Genomic DNA, 23341 nt, shown 5'->3' on the forward strand with positions numbered 1-23341 from the left:
CGGGCAGCCGGGCCTTGGCCAACCGCCGGCCGGAGCCGTCCATGACCTCCACGTCGTGGTGGTCTTCGGCCCAGTCATCACCCACGAACAGTCGCAACGGTCCTCCCGTTCTCGATGCCGATCACCTTCAGCAGCCTGCGGGAGAACCATCAGCGACCTAATCAAGCAGTGCTCACGCCTCTGCGGGCAGGCACGACATCCCATCAGCGATCAACTCTCCCGGCCGACCGGCAGGGGCACGGTCTTTCACCAGGACTCGATGTCCAGGAACCCAGAGTGCTCACCTGTCAGCGGCTACCACCAGGAGTCTGCCGGATGGCTTACTCCCAGAACTGATTAGGACCGCTCCTCATGTCGCTGCCTCACCTGCTCACCGTGCTCGCGCCGGTCGGCGCCTACGACCTGACCTCCGGACGGCTGTGGTCGCTGGTCGCCGCACTGCTGGGCCTGGCCGGCGTCGCCGTCGGCGGTTTCGCCCTGGCCCGTCCCGCGTCCGCGATGAGGGCCGTCGTCGCCATGGGGGCGGGGCTGGCGGGCGCCGTCGGCGGCGTGCTGGTCGTGGCCGCCGCCGAGGGCGGGCCGGGCACCGGTTACGGAATCGTCGGCGGTTACGTGGCCCTGGTCGTGGGCCTGGCGGCCCTCGCCGTAGGCGGTCTCGCCCTCGCCCGGTCCCGCCGCCTGACGCGCGCGTAGGCGACCCGCCCTCGCCCCGTCACGCCGCTTGACGCGCACGTAGGCGACCCGCCCTCGCCCGATCACGCCGCGCCTGGCGCGTGCTACTTTCCAGCACGTGCCGGCATCCTCCACCGCTGAGCGTCGCCCGGCGACGCGGGAACGCCCGTGAGCGCGGACAGGCGCCGGATGTGGCCGCTGTACGCGGCCGGGTTCACCACCGCTTTCGGCGCCCACGGCATCGCCGCCAACCTCGGCGGCTTCTCCGGCGACGCGGTGACCTCGCTGCTGGTGCTGGGCGGCCTGCTGGCCCTCTACGACGGGGCCGAGATCGTGCTCAAGCCGCTCTTCGGCACACTCGCCGACCGCGTCGGGGCCCGCCCGGTCCTGCTGGGCGGGCTCGCCGCCTTCGCGGTGGCCTCGGCGGCGTACGTGGTCGCCGAGGGTCCCGGCTCGCTGTGGGTGGCACGGCTCGGTCAGGGCGCGGCGGCGTCCGCCTTCTCCCCCGCGGCCTCCGCCCTGGTGGCGCGCCTCAGCCCGCCGACCGGACACGGACGGGCCTTCGGCTCGTACGGCTTCCACAAGTCGCTCGGCTACACGCTCGGCCCGCTGCTGGGCGGCGTGCTGGTGTGGGGCGGCGGGCTGCGGCTGCTGTTCGCCGTGCTGGCCGTGCTCGCCGCGGTGGTCGCCGTCTGGGCCGCGTTCGTGGTGCCGTCCGTACCGCCGCTGCCCAAGGCCCGGCAGACGGTCGTCGACCTGGTACGGAGCCTCACAGAACCGGCGTTCATCGGCCCGGTCGCGGCGCTCGCCGCGGCGACGGCCGCGCTGTCGGTCGGGGTGGGCTTCCTGCCCGTCACCGGCGCCGCGGCGGGGCTCGGCACCGTGGCGACGGGGGCCGCGGTGTCGGTGCTCGCCGCCTGCGCCACCCTCGTCCAGCCGAGGGCCGGACGCGCACTCGACGCCGGACGCCTCACCACGCGCGGCGGCATCACGGCCGGGCTCGTGCTCACCGCCGCCGGACTGGCCTGCGCCGCGCTGCCGGGCCTGTTCGGTCTGCTGTCCTGCGCGGTGCTGGTCGGCACCGGAACGGGCCTGGTCACCCCGCTCGGGTTCGCGGCCCTGGCCGCCTCGACTCCCCCAGAACGGCTGGGCCGGACCATGGGCACCGCCGAGCTGGGCCGCGAACTCGGCGACGCGGGCGGTCCGCTGCTGGTCGCCGGCGTCGCGACGGCCGCCGGTCTCGCCTTCGGTTACGCGGCTCTCGCCCTCCTTGTCGCGGCCGGGCCGGCGCTCGTGGTCGTGGCGCGCCGCAGACCGGCCGCGCCGTCTCCCTGAGCGCTGTCGATCTATGTGTATGAAGGAGCTCCAGCGATTCCGCGACCACCTGAGGGACCTGTGACACTCAGCGACGAACTGCTCGACCTGCTGCGCGGCCCGAGCATCTGCCACCTCGCCACCACGATGCCCGACGGCTCGCCGCAGGTCACCTGATACCTACAGGCTGGCGTCCTTAGGGCGGGGAGGAAAGCCGGAACGGTCGGGCACTTCGGTCTCCGGGTTCTGTCGGTTGCGGTCGGTAGCTTGATGGTCATGTCCCGCTACCGGCTCCAGCCGTCGCCTGCCCAAGAGCAGGCGTTGCTGGTGCATTGCGGGCATGCCAGGTTCGTGTGGAACCTGGCGGTCGAGCAGCACGCCCACTGGAAGCCAGGCCGGAAAAGCGCGCCGGGGTTCGCCGAGCAGTGCCGCCAGCTGACCGAGGCCAGGGCGGAGTTCGAGTGGCTGCGGGCGGGGTCGATCATCGTCCAGCAGCAGGCGCTCAAGGACTTCGCGCAGGCCATGGCGAACTTCTTCGGCAAGACCCACAAGCGCCCGACGTGGCGTAAACGCGGACAGGGCGAAGGATTCCGGATCGTCGCCGTCACGATGGGCGACGTTCGCCGCTTGTCCCGCCACGTGGGCGAGGTCAGGGTCCCCAAGGTGGGGTGGGTGCGATTCCGCTGGTCCCGCGCCGTCCCGGAGAGCGTGAAGTCGTACCGGGTCACCCGTGACCGCGCCGGGCGCTGGCATGTCGCGTTCGCCGCGATTCCCGAACCTGTGCCCGCGCCGGGCACGGGAGAGGTGGTCGGCGTTGACCGTGGCGTCGCCGTCAGCGCCGCCCTGTCCACCGGGGAACTGCTGAGCGCTCCCGGCCTGCGCGACGCCGAGAATGCCCGCCTGCTGCGGCTTCAGCGCAAGCTGGCACGGGCCAAGCGCGGGTCGAACCGGCGCGGCAAGGTCAAGGCCGCCATCGCCCGGCTGAAGGCCCGAGAGACAGACCGGCGCAAGGACTGGGTGGAGAAGACCTCCACCGATCTGGCCCGGCGCTTCGACGTGATCGCCGTCGAAGACCTGAAGATCCGCAACATGACCCGGTCGGCGAAAGGCACCATCTCCGCGCCCGGGAAGAACGTCCGCCAGAAGGCCGGCTTGAACCGGGGCATCCTCGCCGCCGGGTGGGGCCGGCTCGTGACCCGGCTGGAGCACAAAGCTCCCGGCCGCATCCAGAAGATCAACCCGCGTCACACGTCGCAAACCTGCAACGCCTGCAAGCACACCGCCGGGGAGAGCCGCGAGAGGCAAGCTCTCTTCCTGTGCGTGGCCTGCGGGCATCGGGACAACGCCGACGTCAACGCCGCCAAGAACGTACGCGATACTGCCGCAGGGCATGCGGTCGCTGCACGGGGAGGCCCACCGTTGGGCGGGCTTGCGAACCGTGAACCTCAACGCGGCCTCCTCCTCGTGGGGTAGTTGCTGTTGGAATCCCCCGCCTTCAGGCGGGGGAGGATGTCAACCAGACCTGGGTCGACACCGACGGGGAGCACGTACTGATCAACAGTGTGCGGACGCACGTGAAGACCGCGAACATCGAGCGCGACCCGCGGGTGGCGGTCGCGATCTCGTCGCCGGACGACCCGACGCACTACGTCCAGGTACGCGGCCGGGTGGTCGACGTCACCACCAAGGGCGCCGCCGAGCACATCGAGCAGCTCTCCCTCAAGTACACCGGCAAGCCCTACCCCTGGTACGGCGGCCGCGACCAGGAACGGGTGATCTTCGTCATCGAGCCGGCGAGCTTCAGCGGCACCAGGTAGAAGATCACCTGCGTCGATAGGCGTCGCCTCTCACCCGATAGAAGCAAACGATTGGACGCGCGCGCTCGCCCTGCGTGACCGTGACCATGAGAGCCCCTATCGGAAGGCTGGTCATGACGCCGACGCAGTCTCTTGAAAATCGGGTACGTTCGGTGGTCGCGCGGCACCGCGACGACCGGGGTGCTCTGATGCCCGTCCTCCATGGCCTCATGGAGGAGATGGGCCATATCGATCCCGCGGCGATCCCGGTCCTGGCGGAGGAATTGAACCTGTCGCGGGCCGACGTCCACGGTGTTGTCACCTTTTATCACGACTTCAGGCAGTCACCGCCGGGCCGTACGACCGTCCGGATCTGCCGGGCCGAAGCGTGCCAGTCGGTGGGCGCGGCCGGGTTGGTGGAGCACGCGAAAGACCGGCTGGGCGTCGGCCTCGGGGAGACCACCCCCGACGGCGCGGTCACCCTGGAACAGGTCTTCTGCCTCGGCAACTGCGCGCTCGGCCCGGCCGTCCAGGTGGACGACCGGCTGTACGGCAGGGTCGGGCCGCAGGACCTCGACCGCCTCCTGGAGGTGTCCGCGTGACCGGCGAGCCCGTGACCGTACACGTCCCCCGCGACGCCGCCGCCCGTTCCGTGGGAGCCGACCAGGTCGCCGAGCGCATCGCCGACGCGGGCGGCCCGGGGGTCCGCGTCGTGCGCAACGGATCGCGCGGCATGCTGTGGCTCGAACCGCTGGTCGAGGTGACGACGCCGGCCGGACGGGTGGCGTACGGGCCCGTGACCCCCGACGACGTGGCCGGGCTGCTCGCCGCGGGCCTGCTGGACGGCGGCGAGCACCCGCTCCGCCTCGGCCCGACCGACGAGATCCCGTGGCTGCGCGAGCAGACCCGGGTGACCTTCACCCGCGTCGGCGTGATCGACCCCGTCTCCCCCGCCGACTACCTCGCGCACGGCGGCCTCGCCGGGCTGCGGCGCGCCCTGTCCCTCACCCCCGAGCAGGTGGTGGCCGAGGTCACCGACTCCGGGCTGCGCGGACGCGGCGGCGCGGGCTTCCCCGCGGGCATCAAGTGGAAGACGGTGCTCGGCGCAGAGTCCGACCTGAAGTTCGTCTGCTGCAACGCCGACGAGGGCGACAGCGGCACGTTCGCCGACCGGATGCTGATGGAGGGCGACCCGTTCACCCTCATCGAGGGCATGGCGATCGCCGCCTGGGCGGTCGGCGCGAGCGAGGGCTACATCTACGTCCGCTCCGAGTACCCTGACGCCGTCGCCACGCTGCGCGAGGCCATCGACGTCGCCTACGCGCAGGGGTGGCTCGGCAAGCGGGTCCTCGACCACGACTTCTCCTTCGATCTGTTCGTCCGCGTCGGCGGCGGGGCCTACATCTGCGGCGAGGAGACCTCCATGCTGGAGAGCCTGGAGGGCAAGCGCGGCACGGTCCGCGCGAAACCGCCGATCCCGGCGCTGGAGGGCCTGTTCGGCATGCCCACGGTGGTCAACAACGTGCTGACCCTCGGCTCGGTGCCGATGATCCTGGCCGACGGGGCGGCCGCGTTCGCCGAGCTCGGGGTGGGCCGCTCGCGCGGCACGCAGGTCTTCCAGCTCGGCGGCAACATCGCCAGGGGCGGGGTCGTGGAGACCGCCTTCGGTGTCACCCTCGGCGAACTCGTCGAGGGCTACGGCGGCGGCACCCGGTCCGGCAGGCCGGTACGGGCCGTGCAGGTCGGCGGGCCCCTCGGCGCCTACCTGCCGACGTCCAGGTTCGACCTGCCGATGGACTACGAGGCGTTCGCCGCGGCGGACGCCATGGTCGGCCACGGCGGCGTGGTCGTGTTCGACGACACCGTCGACATGGCGGGACAGGCCAGGTTCGCCATGGAGTTCTGCGCCGCCGAGTCGTGCGGCAAGTGCACCCCGTGCCGCATCGGCGCGGTGCGCGGCGTCGAGGTCATCGACCGGATCGTCGCGGGTGAGAACAGGGGGGCCAACCTCAAGCTCCTGAACGACCTGTGCCATCTGATGACCGAGGGGTCACTCTGCGCGATGGGCGGCCTGACGCCGATGCCCGTGCAGAGCGCCCTCGCCCACTTCCCCGGCGACTTCGGAGTGACGGAGGAACGGCGATGAGCCTGATCAAGGAGCACGACCACGGCACTCCGGCGCGCCCCGGCCCGGCGACCGTGTCCGTGGAGATCGACGGCAGGACGGTGCAGGTGCCGGAGGGCACCTCGGTGATGCGCGCCGCCGCCGAGTGCGGCATCGACATCCCGAAGCTGTGCGCGACCGACAACCTGGAGCCGTTCGGCTCGTGCCGGCTGTGCCTGGTCGACATCGACGGCCGCAAGGGCTCGCCGGCGTCGTGCACCACCCCGGTGGCCGAGGGCATGAAGGTGCGCACCCAGACGCCCGAGCTGGCGGAGCTGCGCCGCGGCGTCATGGAGCTGTACATCTCCGACCACCCGCTCGACTGCCTCACCTGTCCGGCCAACGGCGACTGCGAGCTGCAGGACATGTCCGGCGTGGTCGGCCTGCGCGAGGTCCGTTACGGCTTCGACGGCGAGAACCACCTCGACCTGCCGACCGACAGCTCCAACCCGTACTTCGACTTCGACGCGAGCAAGTGCATCGCCTGCTCGCGCTGCGTGCGCGCCTGCGGCGAGGTGCAGGGCACGTTCGCCCTGACGATCGAGGGACGCGGCTTCGACTCGAAGGTCGCGGCCGGCGCCGGCGGCACTTTCATGGAGTCCGACTGCGTCTCCTGCGGGGCCTGCGTGCAGGCGTGCCCGACGTCCACGCTGCAGGAACGCTCGGTCGTCGAGCTCGGCATGCCCAACCGCAGCGTGCTCACCACGTGCGCCTACTGCGGCGTCGGGTGCTCGTTCAAGGCCGAGTTGCGCGGCGACGAGGTCGTCCGCATGGTGCCGTACAAGGACGGCAAGGCCAACGAGGGACACTCCTGCGTCAAGGGCCGCTTCGCGTTCGGCTACGCCTCGCACCCCGACCGGCAGCTCAGGCCGATGGTGCGCGAGCGCATCACCGACCCGTGGCGCGAGGTGGAGTGGGAGGAGGCCATCGCCCACGTCGGCCGCCGCATGCTGGAGATCCAGGCGGCCCACGGTGCGGGCGCGATCGGCGGCATCAGCTCATCCCGGTGCACCAACGAGGAGGTGTACGTCGTCCAGAAGATGGTGCGGGCCGCGTTCGGCAACAACAACGTCGACACCTGCGCGCGCGTCTGCCACTCGCCCACCGGTTACGGACTCAAGCAGACGTACGGCACCTCGGCCGGCACCCAGGACTTCAAGTCCGTCGACAAGTCCGACGTCATCCTGATCATCGGGGCGAACCCGACCGACGCCCACCCGGTGTTCGGCTCGCGCATCAAGCGCCGGCTGCGCCAGGGCGCCAAGCTCATCGTGGCCGACCCGCGCCGCATCGACCTGGTGCGCTCCCCGCACATCCAGGCCGAGCACCACCTTCAGGTGCGCCCTGGCACCAACGTCGCGCTGGTCAACGCGATGGGCCACGTGGTCGTGACCGAGGGCCTGGTCGACCGCGAGTTCGTCGCGGAGCGCTGCGAGGACTTCGCCGAGTGGGAGCGGTTCATCTCCGCCCCCGAGCACAGCCCCGAGGCGGTCGAGGAGATCACCGGCATCCCCGCCGCCGAGGTGCGGGCCGCGACCCGCCTGTACGCGAGCGCGCGCAACGCCACCATCATGTACGGCCTCGGCGTCACCGAGCACAGCCAGGGCTCGACCATGGTGATGGGCATGGCCAACCTGGCCATGGCTACCGGCAACATCGGCCGCGAGGGCGTCGGCGTCAACCCGCTGCGCGGGCAGAACAACGTGCAGGGCTCGTGCGACATGGGCTCGTTCCCGCACGAGCTGCCCGGCTACCGGCACGTGTCCGACGACGTGGTGCGCGGCACGTTCGAGACGCTGTGGGGCCGGGTGCTCGACCCCGAGCCCGGCCTGCGCATCCCCAACATGTTCGACGCCGCGATCGACGGCACGTTCCTGGGCCTGTTCGTGCAGGGCGAGGACATCGTGCAGTCCGACCCGAACACCCGGCACGTCACCGCCGCCCTGGCCGCGATGGAGCTGGTCGTCGTGCAGGACCTGTTCCTCAACGAGACCTCCAGGTACGCGCACGTGTTCCTGCCCGGCACCTCGTTCCTGGAGAAGAACGGCACGTTCACCAACGCCGAGCGCCGGATCAACCGGGTCCGTCCGGTGATGGCGCCGAAGACCGGAAAACACGAGTGGGAGATCGTCTGCGAGATCGCGCAGGCGATGGGCTACCCGATGAAGTACGACGACGCGGCGCAGATCATGGACGAGATCGCGATGACCACGCCGACCTTCGCGGGCGTGTCGTTCGCCAGGCTCGACGAGGTCGGCAGCGTCCAGTGGCCGTGCGACGACGCGGCGCCCGAGGGCACCCCGATCATGCACATCGACGGGTTCGTCCGCGGCAGGGGCAGGTTCGTGCTCACCGACTACGTCCCGACGCAGGAGCGCAGCACCCGCAGGTTCCCGTTGATCCTGACGACCGGACGCATCCTGTCGCAGTACAACGTGGGCGCCCAGACCCGGCGTACCGGCAACAGCGCCTGGCATCCGGAGGACCTGCTGGAGATGCACCCGCACGACGCGGAGGTGCGCGGCATCAACGACGGCGACACCGTGGCGCTGGCCAGCCGCGTCGGCGAGACCACCCTGCGCGTCAAGATCGCCGAACGGATGCCGGTCGGCGTGGTCTACACGACCTTCCACCACCCGGTGACGGGTGCGAACGTCGTGACCACGGAGAACTCCGACTGGGCGACCAACTGTCCCGAGTACAAGGTGACCGCGGTCCAGGTGTCGCCGAAGCACCCGGCCCCCGCACGGGTGAAGTGATCACATGAGCGCTGCGCAGACTCCCCCGCACATCCGCATGTCGAACGAGATCGCGGTGCAGTTCCGGCACCGCGACCCGGCCTGGGCGGCCGAGCAGATCGCCGCCCACATCCGCGCCTTCTGGGACCCTCGGATGCGCGCCAGGCTGCTCGCCGACGCGGGCGCCGGTGACGGGCGGCTCGACCCGCTCGTGGTGGCCGCCACGGCGCTGCTGCCCCCGGCGGGGTGACTTCCTGCGGGGCCGGTCGCGTCGCACGCGCCCGGCCCTCCGAGCGTTCCTGAACTTCTGCGGTACGGACGGCGCGGGCGGTTCCCGGGCTTCGGGTTTGGGCCGCGCGGGCGGCTCCTCGGCTTCTGGACGGGCGGTTTCGCTGCTTCGCGGTATGGACGGCGCGGGCGGTTCCGGGGCATTCTGTGGCGTGCTGTTGCGCCAGTTGGAGTACCTCGTCGCCCTGGCCAGGGAGCGGCATTTCGCCCGCGCCGCCGCGGCCTGCCACGTCTCCCAGCCGTCGCTGTCGGAGGCCATCCGCAAGCTGGAACGCGAGCTCGACGTGCCGCTCGTCCGGCGCGGGCAGCGCTTCGGCGGGCTCACCCCTGAGGGCGAGCGCGTGGTGCTGTGGGCGCACCGCATCCTCGCCGACACCGACTCCCTGCGCCAGGACCTCGCCAAGATGCGCCAGGGGCTGTCGGGCACGCTCCGGCTGGGCGCCATCCCGACCGCGCTGACCGCCGCCTCCCTGCTGACCACGCCGTTCTGCGAGCGCTACCCGCACGTACGGGTCCTGCTGACCTCGCTGTCGTCGCGGGAGATCGCGCGGCGGCTCGCGAACTTCGAGATCGACATGGCGCTGACGTACCTCGAGGACGACGACGAGGACCTCGGCGACGTGCGGGTCAGCCCTCTGTACGAGGAGCGCTACCTGCTGCTCACCCCCGCCGACAGCCACCTGGCCGAGCGTCCGGTGGCCCGCTGGGCCGAGGTGGCCGCGCTGCCCTTGTGCCTGCTCGCCCCCGAGATGCGCAACCGCCGCATCCTGGACGCCAACTTCCGCCACGCCGGCGCCGTGGTCGTGCCCGTCATCGAGACCGACACCGTCTCGGCCCTGTACGCGCACGTCGCCACGCAGCGCTGGTCGAGCGTGATCGCGCACGCCTGGCTGCACATGTTCGGCGTGCCGGAAGGCATGCGGGTCGTCCGGATGGAACGGGCCGCCCACGAGCCGCGCGTGGGGCTCGTCATGACGGGCTCGGGGCCGGAGTCGGTGATGGCGCGGGCCGTGCTCGGCATCGCCCGTGAACTGAACCTCGGCGAGGTGCTCGACCGGCTCACCGGCGAGTACCTGACCTAGCCGGCGTCCGGCCGTCAGGTGGTGCGTGCCGTGCGGCGGCCGCGGCTCTCGCCGACCCGTTCCAGGAGCAGGCCCTCCCGCGTCGACCAGGGGCAGATGCGCGCCTCGCGCACCTGGCACGCCTCCATGAGGGCTTCGGCGACCACGGCCCCGGCTAGCGACTGCTCCGCCCGGTGGCGGCTGATGCCCTTCAGCTCACCGCGGTGACGCGGGTCCGTACGGGCCAGCAGTTCGACGGCCGCCCGTACCGAGGACAGCGTGAGGTGGGCGGGGGCCCGGGTGGGCCGTTCGATCGTGGTGGCGAGCTTCGCCAGCTGCGTGAAGGTCTTGGACGAGGCGATCACCCGGGTGCCCGGCCGGGCGACCGGCAGGGGGACGCCGTCCAGCGCCTCGCGTACCTGCTGCCGCACGTCGGCGAGGGTGCGGTCGGCGGGGAGCACGCCGCCGGGCAGCAGCGCCCGCGTCACCGCGCGGGCGCCCAGCGGAAGGGAGTGCACCCGCGCGGGCTCGGCGTCGTCGCCGTGGGCGACCTCCACGGTGCCGCCGCCGATGTCCAGCACGAGCAGCGGGCCTGGCCCGCCGCCCAGCCAGCACCGGGCCGCGATGTACGCCAGCCGCGCCTCCTCCCGCCCCGGCAGCAGGCGTAATCTCACGCCGGTGGTGTCGGCGACCTGGCCGATCACCTCGTCGCGGTTGGCGGCGTCGCGGATGACGGACGTCGCGAACGCGAAGACCGCGTGCCCGCGGTGCTCGGCGCCCGATAACTGCTCCACCGCGCTCTGCACGCTGCGGATGCCGCGCGTGCTCACCCGCCCGTCGGCGGTGAGCGTCTCGTGCAGGGCCAGCCGGATCTTGCCGCTGGGCGCCATGGCCCAGCGTCCGCGGGCGCCGCCGCGCTCCTTCGTCCGTTGCCGACGAGCCACCATCAGCAACGCGCTGTGACAGCCCACGTCGATCACCGCCGCTTGCCGCATGATCGCCTCCTTGTCCTGACAGGACTACCACGCCGTCCTGCCCGGCGCGGTGGCGCGCACGAGACGAACCGATCACGGATCGCGCGGCGGAGCGTCGGCCGCGCTCGCGAGCCGCTCCAGGTAGTTCCTGAGCGCGTCACGGTTGCGGGTCATGACGTCGATGCGTTCCGTGAGCCGGTCGCAGTGCTCGACCAGCCGCTCGATGAACTCGGGCTCGGGGTTGTCGAAGTGGATGTCGCCGCGCGGCTCGGCGAGGCACGGCAGGACGTCCTTGATGAGCTTGGTCGACAGACCGGAATCGAGGAGGTCACGAATCTGCCGCACCCGGCCGACCAGCACCTCGTCGTAGTCGCGGTACCCGTTCTGCTCACGGGACGGCTTCAGGAGCTCCTGCTCCTCGTAGTAGCGCAGGAGACGCGGCGACACGGAGGTACGCCGGGACAACTCTGCGATTCGCACTGTGCACCCCCCTGAGGGAATTCCGATGGCCGAGACCGCCCGGCGCCTCACCGGCCCGGACCGGCCGTGACCTGGGCCGGCCCGGAGCTCCGGCGGGCGTCAGTCCTTGAGGAACGCCGGGCCCTCGATGACCGCGTAGGTGTTCGTGTAGAGCGACTGGTGCCTGCGGTGCACGATCTTCCACCCGTCGGGACGCCGCTCCCACCGGTCGTGCCAGTAACCCGCGTCGATCAGGTTGGCCTCGGTGTGGCGCGCCTCGTGCGTGTGGAAGTGAAGGGCGACGGAGGTCGCCGTGTCGCCGTCGATCTCCACCCTACCGATGCCCTCGATGTGCTGCCACGCCTTGAAGTTGACCTCCAGGCCGCCGCCCTTGAGGCCCTTGCCCCGCATGAGCTCGGCGTACTCCTGCAGGTTGAACACCCCGACGCCGAGGCTTGTCACGTCGATGACGACCTCCGGCGCGAAGATCTGCGACCACTCCTCGAGGAGGTTCTTGTTCTCCGCGCCGGCCTGGTGCAGGTCCTGGCCGAACCCGTAGAGGGTGATCTTGTCCTGGATCTCCAGCCGGTCCAGCAGGTAGCGCACGTCGTTCTCGATGGCCATGATTGTCCTCCTTGTCTCCCCCGATGCGGGGTCGAGAACAACCCTCGAACCTTCACATGAATGCGAACGCAAGTGCTCGGACGGTGGCGTCCGTCACAGCTCCCGACCGACATAGCACTGAAAAGCGGTTGAGCGGTGGCTGATACATGACATCGACGGACCGGACACGTTCCTCCCGGAGGCTGACGCGGTGCGCCCTCCCGGCGCGCCGCCGGTCCCGAGAGGTCTGTCAGCATGAACGTCACCCATCCGCCCACCACCCTGATCCAGGGGAAGGTCCGTACGAAGTGGGCGGACACCGCCAAAGGCGCATGCATCCTGCTGGTCGTGCTCTGGCACGTCGTCATGAAGGACTACCTGCAGATCGACTGGCACCTCTCGATTCCGATCACCGGCGCCTGGGGCACGGTCACCGAGCAGCTGCTCCCGCTGCGCATGCCGCTGTTCTTCACCATCTCCGGCATGTTCGCCGTCGGCGCGGTGAGCCGGCCGTGGCCGGTGCTCGCCCGTACGAAGGTCGCCGGCTTCTACGGCCTGTACGCGCTGTGGCTGCTGATCCACACCGCCCTGCTGGCGTTCGCCCCCGGGTTCGACACCGCCCGCGCCGGCGACCTCACCGGCCTGCTGGAACAGCTGACGATCACGCCGTCCAACCTGTGGTACCTGTACGCGCTGGCCCTGTACTTCGCCGTCGCCAAGACCGTGCGCCGCCTTCCTGCCCCTGTGGTGCTCGGGGCGGCGTTCGTCCTGTCGGCGGCGGCCTCGGCCGGGCTGCTGGACCAGCCCGGCGACCGCGGCGGCGTCTACAAGAACCTGGTGTTCTTCCTCGCCGGGATGTACCTGCGCCCGGCTGTGGAACGGCTCGCCGCGACGGCGACGTGGCGGCGGCTCGGCGTGAGCGGCGTGCTCTTCGCCGTGGCCGTCGTGGCGATGCGGGTCACGGGCGCCGACACCTGGTTCGGCGTCTGGCCGGCGGCCTGTGTCGTCGCGGCCGTGCTCGGGGTGACGGCAGCGTCCCTGGTCAGCCGCTGGGACGCGCTGGGCGACCGGCTCGCGGCGCTCGGCCGGACGACCCTGCCCGTGTACGTCATCCACATGCCGGTGCTCGCGCTGCTGCACCGGGCGCTCGTCCCGCCGCTGTCGGCCGACATGAACGGCACCGTACGGCTGCTGCTCTCCGTCGTCGAACCGGTGCTGGTGACCGCGGCCGTGACGGCCGTCTGCCTGCTGCTGCACCGGGCACTGCTGAAGGCGCACGCCGGATGGCTGTTCCAGCTACCCTGGGCGGCGGATCGTGGCCGCCGGGCCCGGGGATCCGCCGGCGATCAAAAGATTTTCCGGGCTTCGCCAGACTCCCCGTACCCGTCCGACGTCGATCGATAAGGCCGCCGTCAGTGCCCAGCACCTCTCCGGACCGTCTGCTTAACCAGCTCTTACGCGGGTTTTGGCACCGTTGAGACATCGGGATTCGAGGGAGATGACAGATGAACGCGAACGAGCCTCGCGAGCAGGGCACCGGCGGATGGAGCCAGTTCGGCGCCACGCCGCCCGCCGCCGGGGGCTTTCCCCGGCGTGACACGCACTCCATGGCACAGCCGGTGGAGCCGCCGGCACGGTCACTGAAAGCTCGTTTCAGCACGGGCCTGGGCCGCAGGACCGTCGCCGGACTCGCCCTGGCCGCCATGGCCATCGGCGGCGGCGTCGTGGGGGCCGCCGTCGCCACCTCGTTCCAGCCCGCGCCGGTCGCGAGCCTGAGCGCGCCTGGCCCGGTCTTCAAGCGGGCCTCCGACCAGCTCACCGTGGCCGACGTCGCGGCCGCGGTGCAGCCGTCCGTCGTGATGATCCAGGGGCAGACGGGCGAGGGGTCGGGCGTCGTGCTGTCGGAGGACGGGCTCGTCCTCACCAACAACCACGTGGTGGAGGGCGCCGGGCAGGGCGGCGGCCAGATGACGGTCAAGTTCAGCGACGGCAGGACGGCCAGGGCCTCCGTCGTCGGCACCGACCCCACCACCGACCTCGCCGTCATCAAGGCCGAGGACGTGTCCGGGCTGACCGCGGCCCGGCTGGGTGACAGCGACGCCCTCAAGGTCGGCGACCCGGTGCTGGCCATCGGCAGCCCGCTCGGCCTCGCCGGCTCGGTCACGGCGGGCATCGTCAGCGCGCTCGACCGTACGCTCACCACCGGCCCCGAGCAGCCGCAGCTGCCGCCGGGCTGGGGCCAGCAGCAGCAGAGCGCGGGCACCACGATCGGCGGCGCCATCCAGACCGACGCCTCGATCAACCCGGGCAACTCCGGCGGCGCCCTGGTGGACGCCGCCGGCGAGGTGATCGGCATCAACACCGCGATCGCCTCGAACGCGGCCGGCGGCGGCGTCGGCTTCGCGATCCCCGTCAACACCGCCAAGCAGGTGTCCGAGCAGCTCATCAAGACCGGCAAGGTCAGCCACGCGTTCCTCGGCGTGAGCGTCACGGACGCGACCGGCGACGTGCCTGGCGCCCTGATCAGCCAGGTCACCGCGGGCAGCCCGGCGGAGAAGGCCGGGCTGCGGCAGGGCGACCTGATCACCAAGATCGACAACACGGCGGTCGACGGCGGCGAGACGGTGGTCGGCCAGGTCAGGGGCTACAAGCCCGGCCAGCAGGTCGAGGTCACGTACCTGCGGAACGGCAAGAGCGACAAGGTCACCGTGACCCTGGTCGAGAAGAGGTGACGACCCGGGCCCGGCGTCACCGCCGGGCCCCGTCCCTCTGGTGGGGCACGCCGCACCGGCGCCGGGCCCCGTCCTCGCCTGGCCCGGGCTCGCCGCTCCAGGCACAATCCGCTCTTTCTCGGGCGAACAGCCACAAGTCTTGACGTGGTGTTGCCCTCCCCTGTGCCGGAGCCGAGCCTGCCCGTGAACCGCCGGCTGCGTTCGGTGTGCTCAACTGGCTGGGGGGATTGGGCATGTACACCTGGCGCCGTATCTCGATCACGAAGCGCATTACGCTGTTCGCCGGCGTGCTCGCAGTGCTGCTCTCGGCGCTTCTGACCGTGACCGTCATGACCGCCTTCCACCGGTACGCGACCGATTCGCTCCAGGACGAGCTCACCGCCGCAGGGGGACGCCTGATCAGCCTGGTGGAGCGCGGGGAGGCGTTCAGGCCCATGGTCCAGCGGCACGACCGCGTGGTGCAGGTCGTCGACGCACGGGGGGCGGTGGTGGCGGCGTCCCCCTCGCTGCAGGGCAAACCCGTGATGGCGGCCTTCCCGATGGACGGCAGGAAGCTGTCCACCTCCGTCGTCTGCGGCGGTGCCTTCCTCGCCGACGAGTGCGACCTCGTGGTCGGCCAGCAGGCCCACCCCGACGGAGAGCCATGGATCGTCTACGTCGCCTCTCCCGTCATCCCGTTCTGGGTCACCCCGTGGCTGGCGGCCACGGTGGTGGGAGCCGCGGCGGTGGTGGCCGCGGCCGTCACGCTCCTCGCCCACCGGATCTCCACCAACTCCCTGCGGCCCGTCACCCGCATCCAGAGCGAGCTCGACCGGATGAACGACGTCACCCTCGACCGCCGCGTGCCCGTACCGTGCAGCAAGGACGAGATCCACGACCTGGCGGTCACCGTCAACCGGACGCTGTCGCGGCTGCAGGCCGCCATGGCGCAGCAGCGCCACTTCACCTCCGACGCCTCGCACGAGCTGCGCACCCCGATCGCGGCGATCCAGGCCGAGGTCGAGGACGCCCTGCACGCGCCGGACGAGACCACCGTCCCCGGTCTCGGCACGAAGGTACTCAACAGCGTCGAGCGGCTGCGCGCGATCGTGGACGATCTGCTGATCATCGCCCGGCTGGAGGCGGGGCGGTTCGTCGAACGCGAGCCGGTGGACCTGTCCGAACTCGTCGCCGCCGAGTGCCGGCGGCGGCAGGGCACCTCCGCCAAGACCGTCGAGTGCTCGCTCGAACGCGACGTGACGGTGCTGGGCGACCGGACCGAGCTGTCGCGCCTGCTGGTCAAGCTGATCGACAACGCCGACCGGTACGCAGAGTCCAAGGTGACCGTCCGCGCGTGCCGCGTGCCCGCCACCAAGCAGGAATCCGAGTCTTTCCCCGACGGCGTCGCGGTCGTCGACGTGATCGACGACGGGCCCGGCATCGACGCGAGCCACCGGGAGCTGGTCTTCCAGCGGTTCGCCCGGCTGGACACCGCCCGCGACCGTGACGCCGGAGGCACCGGACTCGGCCTGGCGATCGCCCGCCAGGTCGCCGCCGTCCACGGCGGTACCCTGCATGTCACGGACGCACCCCGCGGCGCCCACTTCGTCCTCCGCCTCCCCGCACTCCCGCACGACCACACCGTATGAAGCGCGGTTGACCCTGACACCGTGTGAGGCCATAGACCAGGGACCATCATGTTCACCATCGGAGATTTCGCCCGCCTTGGCCGGGTCTCGGTACGCATGCTGCGGCACTACGACGCGCTCGGACTGCTGCGGCCCGCCCGGGTCGACCCGGTCACCGGCTACCGCTCCTACGAGGCGCGTCAGCTGTCGCGGCTCAACCGGCTGATCGCGCTCAAGGACCTCGGGTTCAGCCTCGCGCAGATCCAGCAGGTGCTCGACGAGAAGGTCAGCCCCGAGGAGCTGCACGGCATGCTGCGGCTCCGTCGCGCCGAGCTGGAGGCGCGGGTCGCCGCCGACACGGCGCGGATGGCCAGGGTCGAGGCGAGGCTCCGGATGATCGAAACGGAAGGTGCCATCCCCATGGACGTCCTGATCAAGAGCGTTCCCGCTGTCCGGCTCGCCGAGCTGAGCGCCGTCGCGGCCAGTTACGAGGCCGAGGAGATCGGCCCGGTGATCCAGCCGTTGTACCCGGAGCTGTTCGCGCGGATCGACCGGGCGGGGCTCACCGTCGTCGGCCCCACGGTCGCGTACTACGAAGAGGTGCCCGAGGGCGTGCGGGTGCACGCGGGCGCTCCGGTGAACCCGGAGGAGGGCAGGACGTACGACTTCGACATCGTCGACCTGCCGGCCATCGAGCAGGCGGCCACGGTTCTGCACCACGGGGACATGGCGACGGTGGACGCCACGGCCCAACACCTCGCGCAGTGGATCGAGGACAACGGCTACCGCAGCTCCGGCCTCGCCCGCGAGGTGTACCTGAACTACGGCATGGGCGACCCGGAGACGTGGGTGACCGAGCTGCAGGAGACGGTCACGCGGTAGCGCGTGCCGAGCGGCCCGTCACGCCGGCGGGCCGCTCACCGGTCGCGGCGGACGCTCACGAGAAGTGCATGACGACGGCGAGCCCGATGAGGTGCATGGCCGCCACCGCGCAGAGCAGCGTGACGAACACGAACTTGGCCGGGCCGTGCTCGAAGTGCTTGCCTTCCTTCAGAGGCGGGAGCTTGGCCTGACGTTCGGCGATGCGCTCCTCCAGCGGCTTGCGGTGAAACATGAGGGTGCCCTCCTCGGCAGCCGTCCCACAGTCGATTGGGGTAGCATCTGTTGGCGTACTATTAATTGGTACACCAAGCAATCTAGCAGAGACCATCGGAGGTGGGGCGCGTGGAGTCTGTGAAAGACACTACAGACCTCCTGGCGCTCGACCGCCAGGTGTGCTTCGCGCTCAGCATCGCCTCGCGCAGCGTGATCGCCCTCTACCGCCCGCTGCTGCAGCCGATGGGCCTCACCCACCCGCAGTACCTCGCGATGCTCGCGCTCTGGCAGCACGAGCCCCTGTCGGTCAAGGAGCTCGCCGAGCTGCTCCAGCTCGACCCGGGCACCCTCTCCCCGCTGCTGAAGCGCCTCCAGGCGCTCGGCTACGTCCGCCGCGAGCGCAACAGCCACGACGAGCGCGCCCTGGCCGTGACCCTCACCCCCGCCGGCCGCCTGCTCCGGGCCGAGGCGGAGAAGATCCCGCCCGCCATCGTGGCCCGGCTCGGCATGAGCATCGAGGAGCTGCAGCAGCTGCACGACGTGCTGATGCGGGTGATCAAGGCGGCCAACCACGACACCCCGGAGGCGCAGGACGGCTGACCCCGCCCGTCAGGCGAGGTGTTCGCCGTACGACTCGGTGAGGTCGTTGAAGCGGGCCAGCATCTGGCCCAGCAGCCGCACGTCCTCCGTCGGCCAGGTGCTGAGCAGCGCGTGGAAGCGTTCCTGGCGGCCGGAACGGACGCAGTGCAGCCGCCGGCGGCCCTCGTCGGTGAGCCGCAGCGAGTGGGCGCGGCCGTCCATCGGCACCGGCTCGCGTTCGATCAGCCCCAGCTCCTCCAGCCCCTTGAGCTGCCGGCTGATCGTCGCCTTGCCCACGCCGATGTAGGCGGCCAGGTCACCGGAGCGGGCGGGCGCCGTCTCGTCGATGCGGACCAGCAGGCTGTAGGCGGCGGCCTCCAGCTCGGGATGCACCGTACGGGCCACTCTGGCGGACAGCGCGCGCGAGCGCCGGAGGAGCACGGCCAGCTGGTGCTCCACCTCGGAGTAGACCTCGAATTCGTCGACGTCGGAGTCGACGGAGGTCGGCGACTGTGTCATCGGGTAGCGTTCCTCTGCGTTCTGCGGTCAGGAGCTAGCTCGGAGGCAGTTCTCCGAGAACGGCCTGGATGTCCAGCTCGACCTTCAGCGTGGCCCCGACCAGCGAGATGCCCGCCGAGACGACTTGGTTGTAGGTCATCGCGAAGTCGGCGCGGTGCAGCTCGGTCCTGGCCCGGAACGCGGCGCGCAGGCCGCCCCACGGGTCGGGGCTGGTGCCGAGGTAGGCCAGGTCGAGGTCGACCTCCTTGCTGATGCCGCCGATGGTCAGCACGCCGTGCACCGTCCACCGGTCCGGCTCCACGGGGGTGAGCCCGGTGCTCCAGAAGTGGATGGTCGGGTGCGCGGCGACATCGAGGAAGTCGGGCGATCGCAGGTGGGTGTCACGCGTGCGGTTGCCGGTGTCGATGGTCGACGCGTCGATGGCCGCCACGACGCCGGACGTCTCGGCGGTCGAGCCGATCTCGATCCGGGCGGAGAACGACGAGAAGCGTCCCTGCACGCTGGACAGCCCGAGGTGCTGCGCGGTCACCGACACCTTCGAGTGGGCCGGGTCGACGGTCCACACGCCGGGGGGCGGGAGTTCCGTGCCGCCCTGCCGGGCGAGGACGAGCGTGCCCAGGTCGGCGGCGCCGGAGGCGGTGGCGATCGCCGTCGAGGCGACCGGCGTGTACCCGACGGCGGTGACGACGGCGGTGTAGGCGCCCGGAGCCAGCGGGCCGGTGACGACCACCCCTTCAGCGTCCGCTTCGGTCCGGAGCACCTGGTTGCCGGACATGTCGGTCAGGGTGACGACGGCATGCTGAACGGCCCAGCCGTCCTTCGTCCGTATCCGGACGTGCAGGCCGCGCCGCCCTGCCGGGGCCTGATGGCCTGAAGACATGAGGTCTTGCTTTCCCTTCACACGAGGCGGCCCGGCCGTGGACACGGCCGGGCCGGCGTGGTGTCACTCGGAGTGGCCGAGCCGGATGTCGTGGTCGTCGTCGCCCTGCCCGGTGAGGGTGACGGCGGACGCCACGGGCGGGTACCCGGTGGCGATGACGGTGTACTGACCGCCGGGGAGGTCGGCGAAGGCGTACTCGCCGTCCTCGCCGGTGGTCGCCGTGGCCACGACGTTGCCGGAGGCGTCGAGGAGGGTGACCCGGGCGTCCGCGAGCGGACGGTCCGCGCCCTTGAGCAGGATCGTGCCGCGGATCCGCGCGGCCGGCTGCAGGATGACGTCCTGGGTGGTCTGGCCCGTTCCGACCTCCACCAGCAGGGCCACCGGCCGGTGGGTGCCGGCGCTGACCGTGACCGTGTACGTGCCGGCGACGACGCCGCTGAAGCCGTACATGCCGTCGGCGGTGGTCAGGCCCGTGGTGACGACCTCGCCGCGCACGTCCGTCACGATGACCATCGCCTGGGCGACGGGGTTGCCCGCGAGGTCGCGCACGGTGCCGGTGAGCCTGCCCGAGCCGGCGAGCACCAGGTCGAAGTCGAGCGGCGCGTCCCCCACGACCAGCGTCGCCACCTGCGGGTCGCGCTCGGCGGCCGAGGCGATGAGGACGTACGTGCCGCTGCCCGGGGTGGCCACCTGGTAGTAGCCGTCGGCCTGGGCGACCGTACGGCCGAGCTGGTGGCCGCGGACGTCGATCAGGGTGAGGTTGGCGTGCGGCACCGGAGCGCCGTCGCCGCCGCGGACGAAGCCGCGGACCCCGGTGCCGCCGAGGTCGATCGGCTGCGGCCCGGCGACCGACGCGTGGGCGACGTTCGGGACGCGCACCGGCAGGCCGTTGGAGGCGGACGGCTGGGTCCTGCCGGTGTCCGCGGCCACGGCGACCAGGTCCGGCTCGCTCAGCTGGCGCTGGGCGTGGCGACCCGAGGTGGCGGGCTGCTCCGACGGGGTCGCCGCCTCGGCGGCGGGCGCGTCGGTGGAGGTGCGCAGCGGCACCTCCTTGATGAACAGCACGACGATCAGCGACAGGACCGCCAGCGGGGCGGCGTACAGGAACAGGTCGCCGACGCCGTGGCCGAACGCGCTCTGGACCACCTCGCGCACCGGCTTGGGCAGCTCGGACAGCTTGGGGATCGAGCCGTCGGTGGCGGCCCCGCCGCCCTTCACGCCCAGCTTCTCCAGGCCGTCCGTGGTGTATTCGGCGACGCGGTTGGCCAGGACGGCGCCGAGCGCGGCGACGCCCGCGGTGCCGCCGAGCGTGCGGAAGAACACCACCACCGAGCTGGCCGCGCCGAGGTCGCTGAGCCGCACCTGGTTCTGGACGGCGAGGACCAGGTTCTGCATGGTCATGCCGACGCCGATGCCGATGAGCACCATGAACAGCGCGGCGAGCCAGTAGTCGGTGTCGTAGCGGAGGGTGCTGGCGAGGAGGAACCCGGCGGTCAGGAACAGGCCGCCGAGGATGAGGAAGATCTTGTAACGACCGGTGCGCGAGATCACCAGGCCGACCACCGTGGACGTCACGGCCAGGCCGACGATCAGGGGCAGGGTCAGGATGCCGGCGTGGGTCGGCGACTCGCCGCGGGCGAGCTGGAAGTACTGGCTGAGGAACGTGGTGACGCCGTACAGGCCGACGCCGACCAGCAGGCTCGCCACCACCGACAGGCTGATGGCCCGGTTCGCGAACAGGCGCAGCGGGACGAGCGGCTCCTTGGTCCGCATCTCCACGAGGATGAAGATCGCGGTGAGCAGCAGGGTGCCGCCGACCATGGCCGAGGTCTGCCACGACAGCCAGTCGAAGTCGACGCCGGCGAAGGAGACCCAGATGAGGATGAGCGAGGTCGCCGCGGAGAACAGCACGGCGCCGGCCCAGTCGATGGAGACGTCCCGCTTGACGACGGGCAGGCGCAGCGTCTTCTGCAGCACGATCAGCGCGATGACGGCGAAGGGGACGCCGACGTAGAAGCACCAGCGCCAGCCGAGCCAGGAGGTGTCCACGATGAGGCCGCCGATCAGCGGTCCCGCGACGGTCGCCAGGGCGAAGGTGGCGCCGATGTAGCCGGAGTAGCGGCCGCGCTCACGCGGGGAGATCATCGCCGCCATGATGACCTGGACGAGCGCGGTGAGACCGCCGACGCCGATGCCCTGGATGACCCGGGCGCCGATGAGCGTCGCCGGGTTCTGCGCGAGACCGCCGAGGGCCGAGCCGAACACATAGATGATGAGCCCGAGCTGGACGAGGACCTTCTTGCTCACCAGGTCGGCCAGCTTGCCCCAGATGGGGGTGGCGATCGTGGTGGCGAGCAGTTCGGCGGTGATGACCCAGGTGTAGGTGGTCTCGGTCGCGTGCAGCTCGGCGATGATCGTGGGGAGCGCGTTCGAGACGACGGTCGCGGACAGGATCGCCACGAACAGGCCGAGCAGCAGCCCTGACAGGGCCTCCATGATCTGCCGGTGCGTCATCGGCTCGGCGGACGCAGCCTCCCGGACCTCGGCCCGTACTGCGGATGTCATCTATTTCCTTTCACTGTCTGAAGCCGTGCGGGAGGGGGCGGACACGGGCACGGTGCGTGTCCAGGTTGGTGCGAAAGCCGGTGCGGAGGGCCGTGAGGGCGGCGCTTTCCGCAGGTCGGGTCGGCGGTACGTCGGCGGACGTGGGTGGTCGGCAATTCCCCGTATTTCTGGGGTGCTGACGGAACGGGCCGCGCGTGGACATGGCGGGTCGCTCCGGGCACTCCGGACACTGGATGACATCGCTCAGCAGGACAGGCGGGCCACCGCAACAGTGCGATGACGCGCCTGCCCAACTGGTTGCTTGGACAACAATATAGATGTATGCCCTAAGCAACCATTTACCGGGTATGTGATTGTATGTCCTTTTTGCGACCGCCGATGCCGCCGTGACCTGCACCACCACGGCAGACCACTGGGACAAACGGGCCTCAGGACGTGCGCGTGGCGCCGGAGGAAGGGGGCTGCAGGGTGTGCGCGCGACACCGGGTCGCAGGAGACAAGGCCACGGGAGCGGCACCCGGGCGCGCGGGATGTCAGGCCGCGGGGTCGGCGTCTCGGCGTGGGGTCAGGCCGCGGGGTCGGCGTCTCGGCGCGAGGTCAGGCCGCGGGGTTGGTGTCGGGGCGGGAGGTGGCGGGGCGCTTGCGACCTGCGACGAGAATCACTCCGCCGAGGGCGACCACCGCAGCGCCCACCACGAGCAGGACGCCCGGCACCCCCGTGTCGGGCCCGCCCACCGACGCGGCGGCAGCGGCGGCACCGGCGGAGGGCAGCGACGCAGCGGGCGCGGCCGACCCGACGGGCGCGGCCGCGGCCGCCTCGGGGGTGCGCAGGGTGAAGTGCAGCTCCGCGGCCATGGGGTGGCCGTCCGAGACGACGCGGTACGCGATCGTGTACTCGCCGCCCGCCAGGCCCGGCTTCAGCCGCTGGGTCACCGTTGCCCCGGTGACCTGCGGGTCTCCGTCGGTCACCGGGACCCCGTCCGACCCGACCACGGCGACGGTGGTGCCCACCGACGGGACGTCCTCACTGAAGACCAGCTGGATGCTGGAGAGGGGCTCCGTGACGGTGGAACCGTTCTCCGGGTTGCTCGACTTGAGCATCGCGTGCGCGGAAGCAGGAGCCACCACCCCGGCGACGGCGGCGAACACGATCGCCACGAGGACGAGCAGACGGGTGATCGACGACCGGCACGCCACGGTGAACCCCTTGATCAGATGAGCAGTACGGACCACCGATGCACGCGCGCCGAGCACCCGGCGCGCACGGCCGCATCGGTGCGGTCAGTCTGTCCGTG

23 protein-coding genes are annotated in these 23341 nt (G+C 71.2%); 15 read left to right on the top strand and 8 right to left on the bottom strand.

Translation table 11 applies throughout. The annotated features are described in order from the left end of the window. The first annotated feature begins 351 nt into the window (after positions 1 to 351). The 10 genes from BLR04_RS37590 to BLR04_RS37630 all read left to right on the top strand — a co-directional run bounded on the left by BLR04_RS37590 (position 352) and on the right by BLR04_RS37630 (position 10054). Positions 352 to 693, top strand: a complete 342-nt coding sequence (locus BLR04_RS37590) for a DUF6223 family protein (protein ID WP_090773939.1) — start codon at positions 352 to 354, stop codon at positions 691 to 693. 147 nt (positions 694 to 840) lie between these two features. Next, a complete protein-coding gene (locus tag BLR04_RS37595; protein WP_245740981.1) occupies positions 841 to 2007 on the top strand; it encodes an MFS transporter in 1167 nt (388 codons plus the stop codon). Positions 2008 to 2067: 60 nt separating this feature from the next. Next, a complete protein-coding gene (locus BLR04_RS40225; protein WP_218129315.1) occupies positions 2068 to 2163 on the top strand; it encodes a pyridoxamine 5'-phosphate oxidase family protein in 96 nt (31 codons plus the stop codon). 99 nt (positions 2164 to 2262) lie between these two features. Continuing rightward, a complete protein-coding gene (locus BLR04_RS37600) occupies positions 2263 to 3459 on the top strand; it encodes an RNA-guided endonuclease InsQ/TnpB family protein (RefSeq protein ID WP_090773941.1) in 1197 nt (398 codons plus the stop codon). An 11-nt stretch (positions 3460 to 3470) separates the two neighbouring features. Further along, entirely contained in the window at positions 3471 to 3803 is a 333-nt protein-coding gene (locus tag BLR04_RS37605) for a pyridoxamine 5'-phosphate oxidase family protein (RefSeq protein ID WP_143022399.1), read from the top strand. 113 nt (positions 3804 to 3916) lie between these two features. Further along, complete coding sequence (locus BLR04_RS37610) at positions 3917 to 4384, top strand: formate dehydrogenase subunit gamma (protein ID WP_090773942.1); 468 nt, start codon at positions 3917 to 3919, stop codon at positions 4382 to 4384. Further along, a complete protein-coding gene (locus BLR04_RS37615; protein ID WP_090773943.1) occupies positions 4381 to 5928 on the top strand; it encodes a formate dehydrogenase beta subunit in 1548 nt (515 codons plus the stop codon). Before BLR04_RS37610 ends, BLR04_RS37615 begins: the two co-directional genes overlap by 4 nt. Then, on the top strand, positions 5925 to 8705 hold the full coding sequence (gene fdhF / locus BLR04_RS37620; protein WP_090773944.1) for a formate dehydrogenase subunit alpha: 2781 nt from the start codon (positions 5925 to 5927) through the stop codon (positions 8703 to 8705). The genes BLR04_RS37615 and fdhF overlap by 4 nt, the downstream gene beginning before the upstream one ends. 4 nt (positions 8706 to 8709) lie before the next feature. Then, positions 8710 to 8934 (top strand): formate dehydrogenase subunit delta, encoded by a 225-nt coding sequence (locus BLR04_RS37625; RefSeq protein WP_090773945.1) that lies wholly within the window; start codon positions 8710 to 8712, stop codon positions 8932 to 8934. A 190-nt stretch (positions 8935 to 9124) separates the two neighbouring features. Beyond that, positions 9125 to 10054, top strand: coding sequence for a LysR family transcriptional regulator (locus BLR04_RS37630; protein WP_090773946.1), 930 nt, complete (start codon positions 9125 to 9127; stop codon positions 10052 to 10054). A gap of 14 nt (positions 10055 to 10068) precedes the next feature. Here the strand turns inward: BLR04_RS37630 and BLR04_RS37635 are convergent, their stop codons facing one another. The 3 genes from BLR04_RS37635 to BLR04_RS37645 form a co-directional block, all read right to left on the bottom strand. Continuing rightward, entirely contained in the window at positions 10069 to 11028 is a 960-nt protein-coding gene (locus BLR04_RS37635; protein ID WP_090773947.1) for a Ppx/GppA phosphatase family protein, read from the bottom strand. A 72-nt stretch (positions 11029 to 11100) separates the two neighbouring features. Continuing rightward, on the bottom strand, positions 11101 to 11454 hold the full coding sequence (locus tag BLR04_RS37640; RefSeq protein WP_342672334.1) for a MerR family transcriptional regulator: 354 nt from the start codon (positions 11452 to 11454) through the stop codon (positions 11101 to 11103). Between the two features lie 132 nt (positions 11455 to 11586). Next, positions 11587 to 12090 carry a nuclear transport factor 2 family protein gene (locus BLR04_RS37645; RefSeq protein WP_090773949.1) on the bottom strand — a complete coding sequence of 168 codons (504 nt, stop codon included), beginning with the start codon at positions 12088 to 12090 and terminating at the stop codon, positions 11587 to 11589. A gap of 234 nt (positions 12091 to 12324) precedes the next feature. Between BLR04_RS37645 and BLR04_RS37650 the strand changes: the two genes are divergently transcribed. From BLR04_RS37650 to BLR04_RS37665, 4 genes are all read left to right on the top strand, one after another. Further along, complete coding sequence (locus BLR04_RS37650) at positions 12325 to 13473, top strand: acyltransferase family protein (protein ID WP_090773950.1); 1149 nt, start codon at positions 12325 to 12327, stop codon at positions 13471 to 13473. Between the two features lie 101 nt (positions 13474 to 13574). Further along, a complete protein-coding gene (locus tag BLR04_RS37655) occupies positions 13575 to 14801 on the top strand; it encodes a S1C family serine protease (protein WP_090773951.1) in 1227 nt (408 codons plus the stop codon). 233 nt (positions 14802 to 15034) lie between these two features. Then, positions 15035 to 16429 (top strand): HAMP domain-containing sensor histidine kinase, encoded by a 1395-nt coding sequence (locus BLR04_RS37660; RefSeq protein WP_090773952.1) that lies wholly within the window; start codon positions 15035 to 15037, stop codon positions 16427 to 16429. Between the two features lie 48 nt (positions 16430 to 16477). After that, positions 16478 to 17290, top strand: coding sequence for a MerR family transcriptional regulator (locus tag BLR04_RS37665; protein ID WP_090773953.1), 813 nt, complete (start codon positions 16478 to 16480; stop codon positions 17288 to 17290). Between the two features lie 55 nt (positions 17291 to 17345). Here BLR04_RS37665 and BLR04_RS41135 read toward each other — a convergent pair whose 3' ends face one another. Then, positions 17346 to 17522, bottom strand: coding sequence for a hypothetical protein (locus BLR04_RS41135; protein ID WP_176903513.1), 177 nt, complete (start codon positions 17520 to 17522; stop codon positions 17346 to 17348). 119 nt (positions 17523 to 17641) lie between these two features. On the opposite strand from BLR04_RS41135, the gene BLR04_RS37670 reads away from it, so the two are divergent. Further along, positions 17642 to 18103, top strand: coding sequence for a MarR family winged helix-turn-helix transcriptional regulator (locus BLR04_RS37670; RefSeq protein ID WP_090773963.1), 462 nt, complete (start codon positions 17642 to 17644; stop codon positions 18101 to 18103). A 9-nt stretch (positions 18104 to 18112) separates the two neighbouring features. On the opposite strand, the gene BLR04_RS37675 is transcribed toward BLR04_RS37670, so the two are convergent. The 4 genes from BLR04_RS37675 to BLR04_RS37690 all read right to left on the bottom strand — a co-directional run bounded on the left by BLR04_RS37675 (position 18113) and on the right by BLR04_RS37690 (position 23279). Beyond that, the gene (locus BLR04_RS37675; protein ID WP_090773954.1) at positions 18113 to 18601 is read right to left on the bottom strand and encodes a MarR family winged helix-turn-helix transcriptional regulator; all 489 of its coding nucleotides are present in this window, start codon (positions 18599 to 18601) and stop codon (positions 18113 to 18115) included. Positions 18602 to 18635: 34 nt separating this feature from the next. Next, positions 18636 to 19481, bottom strand: coding sequence for a YceI family protein (locus BLR04_RS37680; RefSeq protein WP_090773955.1), 846 nt, complete (start codon positions 19479 to 19481; stop codon positions 18636 to 18638). Positions 19482 to 19544: 63 nt separating this feature from the next. Next, positions 19545 to 22046 (bottom strand): MFS transporter, encoded by a 2502-nt coding sequence (locus BLR04_RS37685; RefSeq protein ID WP_218129317.1) that lies wholly within the window; start codon positions 22044 to 22046, stop codon positions 19545 to 19547. Between the two features lie 597 nt (positions 22047 to 22643). Next, positions 22644 to 23279 carry a copper resistance CopC family protein gene (locus BLR04_RS37690; RefSeq protein WP_143022400.1) on the bottom strand — a complete coding sequence of 212 codons (636 nt, stop codon included), beginning with the start codon at positions 23277 to 23279 and terminating at the stop codon, positions 22644 to 22646. Positions 23280 to 23341: the final 62 nt, after the last annotated feature.

Source organism: Nonomuraea maritima (assembly GCF_900100395.1).
Lineage (GTDB): Bacteria > Actinomycetota > Actinomycetes > Streptosporangiales > Streptosporangiaceae > Nonomuraea > Nonomuraea maritima.